Here is a 10,754-nt window from a genome sequence, read left to right as displayed (position 1 = left end):
CGAGATGGAACTCTACACACGAACCCCACCGAACACAAAATCAGGGGTGACACCCGGCGTGCAGCCCCGGGCGGACGGTCGGCTTCCGCGTGTTCTCGCGGATTCCTCGATGGCGTCCGACTCGGTTTGGCACTCCCGCGCCAAGACCGTCGATCGTGACGTGCACCACGCGTCAGGGCGTGACCGTCGAGTCCGGGTGCGGCTGGAGCCACAGGGTGGTCAGCGCCGGCACGTTCACCGTGACGTGGGCAGGCTGGCCCTGCCACTGGCCCTCATGGGCAGCGATCACCTCGGACTGGCCGGTCTGCTCCCGCCAGCCGTCACCGTGGAAGTCGGTTGAGTCCGTGTCCAGCACCACCGTCCACTCCCCCGCGGACGGCACCCCCACGCGCAGCCCCTGACGCGGCGACCCCGAGAGGTTGGTGATGCACAGCAGCGGGGCGCCGCCCGGTTCGGCGGCCGGGACCGCGGCGCCGTCGTCGTCGATCCGTGTCTCCGGCACCACCTGCGCCGCGGGCATGCGGAGGAACACGAGCGTGTTGCCGTCGGCGTCGCCGCCGTCCACCCACGAGAATCCCTCCGGGCTGTGGTCCAGCGACCACAGCGCCGGCTTGCTGCGGTAGAGCGCGTTGAGCTCCCGGATCGTCAGCTGGACCCCGCGGTGCGCCTCATCCCACGAGACGGGCCAGTCCAGGCCCTCGCCCTCGGACCACTCGCTCGGCTGCGCGTACTCCCCGCCCATGAACAGCAGCTGCTTGCCGGGGTGCGCCCACATGTACCCGTAGTAGGCGCGCAGGGTCGCCAGCTGCTGCCGTCGGTCGCCCGGGATGCGGCCCAGCAGGGAGCCCTTGCCGTGGACGACCTCATCGTGGGACAGCGGCAGCACGTAGTTCTCCGAGTAGGCGTACACCATGGAGAACGTCCACTGCTCGTGGTGCCACCGGCGGTTGACCGGGTCCTGGGACAGGTAGGCCAGGGTGTCGTGCATCCAGCCCATGTTCCACTTCTTGCCGAAGCCGAGACCGCCCGCGTCCACGGGAGCGCTCACCCCGGAGAAGGCCGTGGACTCCTCCGCGATCATGTGGACGCCGGGGTGCAGGCGGTACACGGTCGCGTTGACCTCGCGCAGGAAGTCGATGGCCTCGAGGTTGTGGTTGCCGCCGTGCACGTTGGGCTCCCACTGCCCGTCCTCGCGCGAGTAGTCCAGGTAGAGCATCGAGGCGACGGCGTCCACGCGCAGCCCGTCGATGTGGAACTCGCCGAGCCAGTAGAGCGCGTTGGCCACGAGGAAGTTGCGGACCTCGGTGCGGCCGAAGTCGAACACGAGGGTGCCCCAGTCGGGATGTTCGCCCCGCCGCGGGTCCGGGTGCTCGTACAGGGCGGTCCCGTCGAAGCGCGCGAGCGCCCACTCGTCCTTCGGGAAGTGCGCCGGCACCCAGTCCACGATGACGCCGATCCCCGCCCGGTGGAGCGCGTCCACCAGGTGCTTGAACTCGTCCGGGGAGCCGAACCGGGAGGTGGGGGCGTAGTAGCCGGTCACCTGGTAGCCCCAGGACCCGCCGAACGGATGCTCCGCGACCGGCAGGAACTCCACGTGCGTGAACCCGAGCCACTGCACGTACTCCACGAGCTGCTCGGCCAGCTCGCGGTAGTCCAGCCCGGGCCGCCACGAGCCCAGGTGCACCTCGTAGATGCTCAGCGGGCGCTCGTGCGGGTCCGTGAGACGGCGGCGCTCCATCCAGGTGCGGTCCCCGAAGGCGTAGTCGGACTCGAGCACACGCGAGGCCGTGGCCGGCGGGACCTCCGTCCAGCGGGCCATCGGGTCCGCCTTCTGCCGCCAGAGCCCGTCCCGGCCGAGGATCTCGAACTTGTAGCGGTCGCCGTGACCGACGCCGGGCGCCAGCAGCTCCCACACGCCGGAGGAGCCGAGGGACCGCATGGCGTGGGTCCGGCCGTCCCAGCCGTTGTGGTCGCCCACCACGCGCACGGCCCGCGCGTTCGGCGCCCAGACCGCGAAGGCCGTGCCGACGGCCTCGTCGGCGGAGGTGCGGACCACGCGGGCGCCGAGCACCTCCCACAGCCGTTCGTGCCGGCCCTCCCCGATCAGGTGCAGGTCCAGCTCGCCGAGCGTGGGCAGGTGCCGGTACGCGTCGTCCTGCTCCTGGACGGGGCCGGTCGTGCCGTCCTCGGTCTCGTACGCCACCTCGACGCGGTAGTCGCCCGCGGCGGCCCCGGCCACCCGGGGCGTCGGGGCCACGCCCGCGAACACGCCGTCGTGCTCGTGCGTCAGCTCCACCCGCTGCCCGTCGCCGGCGCGGACCACCGTGACCGTGCGCGCCAGCGGGCGCAGCACGCGGTAGGTGACCGCGGCGCCGTCGGGATGCGGGTGGGCGCCCAGCACGGTGTGCGGATCGTGGTGCCGGCCCTGCGCGACGGCGGCCAGCACCTCCGGGTCCACGGCGAGCGGGGCGACGGCGGGACGGGGGGCGGCGGACGGGGTCATGGCGATTCCTGTTCTGGGGACGGCGGGCGTCGGGAGCGGCTCAGCCGTTCCGGACGACCCGCAGGACATGGGCGGGCTCGACGTGGGGGTCCAGGCGGACGTACGGGGTGCGGCCCCACCGCCAGCGCTGGCCGGTGAGCAGGTCCTCCACCTCGACGGCCCCGGACGCGTCGCGGTCCTCGGGGCGCAGACGCAGCGCCTCGAGGTCCAGGTCCAGGGTCGCCTCGACGACGTCGTGCGGGTTCGTGGTGACGACGACGATCAGGGTGTCCTCCGCGGGACCGGCGTCGGTGACCGCCTCGGCGTCCCGGTGCGCACCCTCGGGCCGGGCCGAGCGCGTCTTCGAGAACACGAGCAGGTCAGGGTGCGTCGAGGCGTGCAGGGTCAGGTTCTGCAGGTCGCCCAGCGCCGGGTGCGCCGCGCGGATCTCATTGAGCCGGGTGAGGTACGGGGCGAGCGAGGCACCCGCGGCCTCCGCGCCCTCCCAGTCCCGGGGGCGGTACTCGTACTTCTCGTTGTCGATGTACTCCTCCGCGCCCGGCCGGGCCACGTGCTCGAACAGCTCGAACCCGGCGTAGACGCCCCACAGCGGGCTGGCCGTGGCGGCGACGACGGCGCGGATCCGGAACGCGCCCGGGCCGCCGTGCTGCAGGTACTCCGTGAGGATGTCCGGCGTGTTGACGAAGAGGTTGGGGCGATAGAACGCCGGCGTCTCGTGCGAGATCTCCTGGAGGTACTCCGCAAGCTCCTCGGCCGTGTTCCGCCAGGTGAAGTACCCGTAGGACTGCTGGAACCCGACCTTGCCCAGGGCGTGCATCATCGCGGGACGGGTGAAGGCCTCGGCGAGGAACACGACGCGCGGCTCCTCGGCGCGGACCTTCGCGATCAGCCACTCCCAGAACCACAGGGGCTTGGTGTGCGGGTTGTCCACGCGGAAGATGTGCACGCCGCGGGCCACCCAGCCCCGCACCACGTCCAGCACCGCCTGGGCGAGGCCGCCCGGGTCGTTGTCGAAGTTCAGCGGGTAGATGTCCTGGTACTTCTTCGGCGGGTTCTCCGCATACGCGATGGTGCCGTCCACGCGGGTGGTGAACCACTCCGGGTGCGCGGCGACCCACGGGTGGTCCGGGGAGCACTGCAGGGCCAGGTCCAGGGCCACTTCGAGGCCCTCGTCCGCGGCCGCGGCCACGAACGCCTCGAAGTCCTCGACGGTGCCCAGGTCCGGGTGCACGGCGTCGTGCCCGCCCTCGGGCCCACCGATCGCCCACGGCGAGCCCGGGTCCTGCGGCCCGGCCGTCAGCGTGTTGTTCGGACCCTTGCGGTGCGTGGTGCCGATCGGGTGGATCGGCGGCAGGTAGACCACCTGGAAGCCCATCCGGGCGACCGCCGGGAGCCGGTCGGCCGCCGTCGCGAAGGTGCCAGAGGACCACGTGCCGGAGGCCTCGTCGAAGCGGGCGCCCTCGGAGCGGGGGAAGAACTCGTACCAGGCGCCGCGGCCGGCGAGCTCGCGCTGCACGTCCAGCGGGTAGAGCTCGGAGCTCGTGAGGTGCTCCCGCACGGGGCGGGCGTGGAGGACGGCGGACACCTCCGCCGACTCGGCGGAGGCCAGGCGCTGGGCCGGGATGAGCGACTCGTCCTCGAGGCCGCGAACGACCTCCTCGAACACGGCGCGGTCCTCGGCCGAGCGCTCCGCGTCCTCGGCGGCCCGGCGGAACAGGGCGGCGCCCTCGGCGAGCATCAGCTCCACGTCGACGCCGGCGGCGATCTTGACGGTGGCCGCGTGCTTCCACGTGCCCACCGGATCGTCCCAGCCCTCGACCACGAACTGGTGCAGGCCCGGCTCGGCGGGCCGCAGCGTGGCCACGACCTCGTCCAGGCCGGGCCGGCCCGGACGCATCTGCACGCGCTGCACCTCGGCGCCGGCCGGGTCGAACAGGCGGACGGTGGCGCGCACGGAGTCGTGGCCCTCGCGGAACACGGTCGCGCGGACGGGGATGTCCTCGCCGACCACGGCCTTCGCCGGGAACCGGCCGTCCAGCACCACGGGCTGCACGTCCGTCACCGGGATACGCCCCGTGACGGTCTGGAGGCGGACATCGGCTGCGGTGGCGCTCTGGGTGTCGGGCTTCACGGTGCTCACGCCACGACGCTACCCCGCGGCCGCGCCGGTGAGAACGGCCGGCCCGCCCGCCCGCCGTGGGGGGCGGAGGGGCGGGCCGGGGACGGGGCGCCGGACGGGACGCTCAGGACAGCATGGTCTTGTCGTCCACGACGGCGCCCTTGATCTTGCCGAACTCGGCCAGCAGGTCCGCCGGGGTGCGCCCGGCCTTCTCCTGCTCGTCCAGCTCGAGGATGATCCGGCCGTCGTGCATCATGATCAGCCGGTTGCCGACCTCGAGGGCCTGGGACATGTTGTGCGTGACCATCAGCGTGGTGAGCCGGTGCTCGGCCACCACCTGCCGGGTCAGGCGGGTCACCAGCTCCGCCCGGGACGGGTCCAGGGCGGCGGTGTGCTCGTCCAGCAGCAGGATCTTCGGTCCGGAGAACGTGGCCATGAGCAGGCTGAGCGCCTGACGCTGGCCACCGGAGAGCAGCCCGACCTTGGCGGTGAGGCGGTTCTCCAGGCCGAGTTCGAGCTTCGTGAGCTCGTCGCGGAACATCGCGCGCCGGGCGCGGGAGACGCCCCGCGAGAGCCCGCGGGCGTGCCCGCGTCGCCAGGCCAGGGCCATGTTCTCCTCGATCGTGAGATTCGGGGCCGTGCCCGCCGTCGGGTCCTGGAACACCCGGCCGATCGAGGCCGCGCGGCGGTGGTCCGGCATGCGGGTGACGTCCTTGCCGCCCACGGCCACGGTGCCGGTGTCCGGGAGCAGCTTGCCGGCGATCGTGTTCAGGATCGTGGACTTGCCGGCGCCGTTGGAGCCGATCACGGTGACGAAGTCGCCCTCGGCCAGGTGCAGGTCGATGCCCCGCAGGGCGCGCCGCTCGTTGACGGTGTTCGGGAAGAAGGTCTTGGAGACCTGTGAGATCTCAAGCACGGGGGGCCTCCTCGGAGACGGATGCGGCGGGGGTGGCGCCGCCCGGCTCGCCAGTCAGGGGCATGCCGGCGGTGGCCGGAGCGGCGGCGGCCGGCGCCGGGGTCGCGGCCGTGCCCCGCGTGCGCAGGCTCAGGCGCCTGGCGAAGCCGAAGCGCGGCAGCAGCAGGGCCACGACGACGAGGGCCGCGGAGATCAGCTTCATGTCGTTCGGGCTCAGGCCCGCGTTGAGGGCGAACTGGATGATCAGGCGGTAGAGCACGGCGCCGACGATCACGGCGAGCGTCGCCCAGAAGACCGTGCGCTGGCCGAACACGGCCTGGCCCACGATCACGGACGCCAGGCCCACGAGGATGAGGCCGATGCCCATGGAGATGTCCGCGAAGCCCTGGTACATGGCCAGCAGGGAGCCGCCGAGGGCCACGAGGCCGTTGGAGATCATCAGGCCGAGGATCTTCATCCGGTCCGTGGAGACGCCGTACGAGCGGATCATCTCCTCGTTGTCACCGGTCGCCTGCAGGGCGAGGCCCAGGTCCGTGTGCAGGAACCAGTCGAGGATCAGCTTCACCACGAACACACCGAGGAAGAGCACGAGGATCGAGCCCCAGTTCCGGGCCAGTCCCAGGTCGCCGAGCCACGTGAACAGGGTGTCCTGGCCGAGCAGGGGGATGTTGGCCTTGCCCATGATCCGCAGGTTGATCGAGTAGAGCGCGATCATCGTGAGGATGCCGGCGAGCAGGCCGTCGATCCGGCCCTTCGTGTGCAGCAGGCCGGTGACGAGGCCCGCGAGCGCGCCCGCCACGAAGGCGGCGAGCATGGCCAGGGGCACCGGCGTGCCGCCCGTGATGAGCACGGCGGCCGTGGCGGCGCCGGTGGTGAACGAGCCGTCCACCGTGAGGTCGGGGAAGTCGAGGATGCGGAAGGTCAGGTACACGCCGAGCGCGACGACGGCGTAGATCAGACCCAGTTCCACTGCGGTCAGCATGGGGCGGGTGCCTTTCGGGCGGTGCGAGGGGGGACGGACGACGGCGGGACGGGGTGGGCCGGCCGTCGACGTGCTCCGCGGCGGCCCGGACCACGAGGTCCGGGCCGCCGCGGAGGCGGGCAGGCGCGGGATCAGCCCTCGACGAGCTGATCGGCCCTGTCCGTGAGCTCGGCGGGGATCTCGACGCCGTAGGCCTCGGCGGCCTTCGGGTTCAGCACGAGCTGCAGGTTGGCCGGGTCGGCGTAGCCCACGGGCAGCTCGGCCGGCTTCGCGCCGTCCTTGAGGATCTTCACGGCCATCTCGCCGGCCTGCTTGCCGTGCGCCTCGTAGTCGATGCCGTACGTGCCCAGGGCACCGCGCTCCACGGAGTCGATGTCCGCCGAGATGACGGGGATGCGCTGCTCCTCGCCGTAGCCCACCACGGTCTCCAGCGCCGAGACGACGGCGTTGTCCGTGGGCACGTAGATGCCGTCCACGCCGGACAGGGACTGCACGCCCTGCTGGACCTCGGACGAGTTGGTGATGGTGGCCTCCTTGACCTCGAGGCCCAGCTCCTTGCCGGCCTCCTTGGCCTGGTCCACCTGGACCTTGGAGTTGGCCTCGCCGGAGTTGTAGACGATGCCGACGGTCGTGGCGTCCGGCTTCACGTCCTTGAGCAGCTGCAGCTGCTCCTTGACCGGGTTGCGGTCCGAGACGCCGGTGACGTTGCCGCCCGGGGCCTCGTCCGAGGCCACGAGCTCAGCGCCCTTCGGATCGGTGACCGCCATGAACACGACCGGCTTGTCCTTCACGGCCGAGGCGGTGCCCTGCGCGGCGGGGGTCGCGATCGCGGCCACGAGGTCGACGTCCGCGTCGTTGGCGAAGGTGGAGGCGATGGAGGTGACGGTGGCCTGCTCGCCCTGGGCGTTCTGCTCCTCGAACGTCACGTCCAGGCCGGCGTCCTCGAACGCCTCCTTGAAGCCCTCGGCCGCGCCGTCGAGCGCCGGGTGGGAGACGAGCTGGTTGATGCCCACGGTGTAGGAGCCCTCGCCGCCGGCGGCGGAGGAGGAGCCGGAGCCGCCGGAGCCGGAGTCGCCGCACGCCGTGAGCCCGAGGGCGACGACGGCGAGGGCGGCGGTGAGGGGGAGGGAGCGGTGCTTCATGAGACGGACCTCGTTCTGATGGTGCGGTGCGGGATGCGCTCGCCGACGGGGGCCCGTCGGACACAGTGCAGACACTGTGCGCGGTGACGCGCGTCACGGGCAAGACGTGGGCGTGTCCACGCGACATCCTGCCATGTGATGGGCATCACGGTGGACACTCTGCCCCGCTGGGCTTCGTGTGCGACCCCCGCGTCCCCGCCCGGCCGTCATCCCGGGCGGGACGCCGTGGAGGTCAGCGCCCGCCGGCGCGCTGCACCGAGATCTCGTACAGGGAGATGCCCACCGCCATCGAGGCGTTGAGGGACTCCATCGTCGAGTCGATCGGGATGGACACGATCTGCTGGCAGTGCTCCCGCACCATGCGGGACAGACCCTTGCCCTCGGCCCCCACCACGAGCACGAGCGGCTCCGTGGCCAGGGCGAGCCCGGGCAGGGAGACGTCCCCGCCGCCGTCGAGGCCCAGCACGAAGTAGCCGGCCCTGTGCAGGTCGACGAGGGTGGTGTTCAGGTTGCCGGCCTGGGCCACGGGCACCCGCGCGGCCGCGCCGGCCGAGGTGCGCCAGGCGGTGGCGGTCACGCCGACGGAGCGCCGCTCGGGCACGATCACGCCGTCCGCGTCGAACGCGGAGCCGGCCCGGATGATGGCGCCGAGGTTGCGGGGGTCGGTGATGCCGTCGAGCGCGATCAGCAGCGGCGGGGTCCGCAGGTGCCCCTTCTCGTGCTTCGCGAGCGCGTCGAGGGCCAGGGCCGTGGCGTCCGCGTACTCATAGGGCGGGATCTGCAGCACGATGCCCTGGTGCACGGCCTCGCCGGAGAGGCGGTCCAGCTCCGGCTTGGTGTTCTCCAGGACCGGCACGCCCTGTTCGAGGCAGAGGCGCAGGGCCTCCTTGACGCGGTCGTCCATCTCGATGCGCACGGCCACGTGCAGCGCCTTGGCCGGGATGCCCGCGCGCAGCGCCTCGAGCACGGGGTTGCGACCGGAGACCGTCTCGTCCGTGAGCTTCACGCGGCCGCGGACCTGGTCCTTCACGGGGCCGCGCTTGGCGGCCGAGCGCTCGGCCAGCTGCTTGGCGCGGTGCGCCTTGTGGTAGACCCGGTCCTCGGCCTTGGGGGTGGGTCCGCGGCCCTCGAGCGCCTTGCGGCCGTGGCCGCCGGTGCCCTTCATGGGGCCCTTCTTGCCCTTGGGCTTGCGGGATCCGCCGGAGCGGGGGGCGGTGGACATGGCGGGACTCCTGCGGGCCGGGGACGGGGGCGGCGGCACGCGGGGCGCCGCCGGATCGCCCTCCAGTCTAGGTGTCAGTCCGCCAGGCGCCATGTGGCGCCGTCGGCGCCGTCCTCCACCACGACGCCGGCCGCGGCCAGCGCATCGCGGATGCGGTCCGCGGTGGCCCAGTCCTTGTCCGCGCGGGCCTGTGCCCGCGCCTCGATCTGCGACCGGACGAGCGAGTCGAGGGCGTCCGACACCGGGCCGGCCGCGGCGTCGTCGCCCTCGGGCACGTCGTCCAGGCCCAGCACCGCGGTCATGGCCTCCACCTCGGCCAGGCGGGCGGCCGCGGCGTCGAGGTCCTGCCCGGCCAGCGCCGAGTTGCCGGCGCGCACGGCCTCGTGCAGGGCCGCGAGCGCCTGGGGCACGTTGAGGTCGTCCTCCATGGCGGTGCGGAAGGCGGCGGGCACGCGGTCCGCGAGCGCCCCGTCGGGGGCGGGCGGGACGGCGCCGGCGGCGCGGGCGCGGGCCGTGAAGCCCTCGATGCGCTCGACGGCGGCCTCGGCCTCGTCGAGGGCGCCGGGCCGGTAGTCGAGCTGGGAGCGGTAGTGGGCCTGCCCCAGGAAATAGCGCACCGCCGTCGGGCGGGCCATGCCGAGCATCTCCTCGGGGGAGATCGTGTTGCCCACGGACTTGGACATCTTCTCGCCGCCGTAGGTGACGAGCCCGTTGTGCAGCCAGAAGCGGGCGAAGCCGTCACCGGCGGCCGCCGACTGGGCCAGCTCGTTCTCGTGGTGCGGGAACCGCAGGTCCAGGCCGCCGCCGTGGATGTCGAACTCGGCGCCGAGGTACTTCGTGGACATGGCCGAGCACTCCAGGTGCCATCCGGGGCGGCCGGCGCCCCAGGGCGACTCCCACACGGCGGTGGCGGGCTCGCCGGGCTTGGCGCCCTTCCACAGGGCGAAGTCGCGGGGGTCGCGCTTGCCGCGCGGGTCGGCGTCGGGGGCGTCCTGCATGTCCTCGACGCGCTGGCGGGTGAGCTCGCCGTAGCGCTCCCAGGACCGGACGTCGAAGTAGACGTCGCCCGAGCCGTCCTGCGCGGGGTAGGCGTGGCCGCGCTCCATCAGGCGCTCGATGAGCGCGAACATCTCGGGCACGTGGCCGGTGGCGCGCGGCTCATAGGTGGGACGGCGGACGCCGAGGGCGAGGTAGGCGGCGTCGAACGCCTTCTCGAACCGGTAGGCCAGGGCCCACCACGGCTCGCGGGCCGGGTAGAGGTCCGAGGCCTCGAAGCCGGCCTCGTGGGAGGCGGCCGAGCGGTCGAGGATCTTGTCGTCGATGTCCGTCACGTTCCGCACCGAGGTGACGCGCAGCCCGGTGGCCTCGAGCCAGCGGATGAGGATGTCGAACACGATCGCGCTGCGCACGTGGCCCACGTGCGGCATGCCCTGCACCGTGGCCCCGCAGTAGTACACCGACGCCTCGCCGGGCACGAGGGGCTCGAAGTCCCGGATCTGCGCGGTGCGGGTGTCGTAGAAGCGCTGGGCCATGGGGGCGCGGTCCTTCCGGAGGGGCGGGGTCCTGACGGGGCTCTGCCAGCCTAGTCGGTGCGCCGACGCGGGCTCAGGCCGCGGGGACGACGAGCGCGGTCGCGATCCCGACCAGCCCCTCCCTGCGCCCGATGAACCCCAGCCGGTCCGTGGTGGCGGCGGAGACGGACACGGGGGCCCCGCCGAGGGCGGCGGAGAGGGCGGCCTCCATCTCCGCGCGGCGCGTGCCCACCTTGGGCCGGGGTGCGACCACCTGGACCGCCACGTTCCCGACGGCGAGGCCCGCCTCCGTCAGCAGGCGCAGCACCTCGCGGAGCATGTCCGCGCCGGAGGCGTCC

The 10,754-nt window shown here is 72.9% G+C and carries 8 protein-coding genes; all 8 read right to left on the bottom strand.

The genetic code is table 11. The features are described from left to right. Positions 1 to 172: 172 nt before the first annotated feature. Entirely contained in the window at positions 173 to 2,503 is a 2,331-nt protein-coding gene (gene glgB / locus SJ20_RS00545) for a 1,4-alpha-glucan branching protein GlgB (RefSeq protein WP_044658574.1), read from the bottom strand. A gap of 40 nt (positions 2,504 to 2,543) precedes the next feature. Further along, positions 2,544 to 4,643 (bottom strand): alpha-1,4-glucan--maltose-1-phosphate maltosyltransferase, encoded by a 2,100-nt coding sequence (locus tag SJ20_RS00540; protein WP_044658573.1) that lies wholly within the window; start codon positions 4,641 to 4,643, stop codon positions 2,544 to 2,546. Between the two features lie 103 nt (positions 4,644 to 4,746). Continuing rightward, on the bottom strand, positions 4,747 to 5,538 hold the full coding sequence (locus SJ20_RS00535) for an ABC transporter ATP-binding protein (RefSeq protein ID WP_041104730.1): 792 nt from the start codon (positions 5,536 to 5,538) through the stop codon (positions 4,747 to 4,749). Next, positions 5,531 to 6,520: an ABC transporter permease gene (locus SJ20_RS00530; protein ID WP_036382447.1), complete on the bottom strand. Its 990-nt coding sequence runs from the start codon at positions 6,518 to 6,520 to the stop codon at positions 5,531 to 5,533. The genes SJ20_RS00535 and SJ20_RS00530 overlap by 8 nt, the downstream gene beginning before the upstream one ends. Before the next feature lie 131 nt (positions 6,521 to 6,651). Then, positions 6,652 to 7,662 (bottom strand): ABC transporter substrate-binding protein, encoded by a 1,011-nt coding sequence (locus SJ20_RS00525; protein WP_044658572.1) that lies wholly within the window; start codon positions 7,660 to 7,662, stop codon positions 6,652 to 6,654. Between the two features lie 232 nt (positions 7,663 to 7,894). Then, complete coding sequence (gene rlmB, locus SJ20_RS00520; protein ID WP_036317879.1) at positions 7,895 to 8,884, bottom strand: 23S rRNA (guanosine(2251)-2'-O)-methyltransferase RlmB; 990 nt, start codon at positions 8,882 to 8,884, stop codon at positions 7,895 to 7,897. Between the two features lie 74 nt (positions 8,885 to 8,958). Then, positions 8,959 to 10,416 (bottom strand): cysteine--tRNA ligase, encoded by a 1,458-nt coding sequence (cysS, locus tag SJ20_RS00515; protein WP_041104726.1) that lies wholly within the window; start codon positions 10,414 to 10,416, stop codon positions 8,959 to 8,961. A gap of 73 nt (positions 10,417 to 10,489) precedes the next feature. After that, positions 10,490 to 10,754: 2-C-methyl-D-erythritol 2,4-cyclodiphosphate synthase (locus tag SJ20_RS00510; RefSeq protein ID WP_044658571.1), on the bottom strand; the 265-nt coding region annotated here is incomplete at its 5' end.

The sequence above is a fragment of the Micrococcus sp. MS-ASIII-49 genome, from assembly GCF_000946635.1.
GTDB lineage: Bacteria > Actinomycetota > Actinomycetes > Actinomycetales > Micrococcaceae > Micrococcus > Micrococcus luteus.
The sequence above is the reverse complement of the archived record's forward strand: the minus strand, read 5'-3'. Positions and strand labels throughout refer to the sequence as shown.

Coding starts and splice junctions, on each gene's coding strand:
- cysS (WP_041104726.1), bottom strand. CDS start 10,416: ATGGCCCAGCGCTTCTACGACACCCGCACCGCGCAGATCCGGGACTTC.
- SJ20_RS00525 (WP_044658572.1), bottom strand. CDS start 7,662: ATGAAGCACCGCTCCCTCCCCCTCACCGCCGCCCTCGCCGTCGTCGCC.
- rlmB (WP_036317879.1), bottom strand. CDS start 8,884: ATGTCCACCGCCCCCCGCTCCGGCGGATCCCGCAAGCCCAAGGGCAAG.
- glgB (WP_044658574.1), bottom strand. CDS start 2,503: ATGACCCCGTCCGCCGCCCCCCGTCCCGCCGTCGCCCCGCTCGCCGTG.
- SJ20_RS00530 (WP_036382447.1), bottom strand. CDS start 6,520: ATGCTGACCGCAGTGGAACTGGGTCTGATCTACGCCGTCGTCGCGCTC.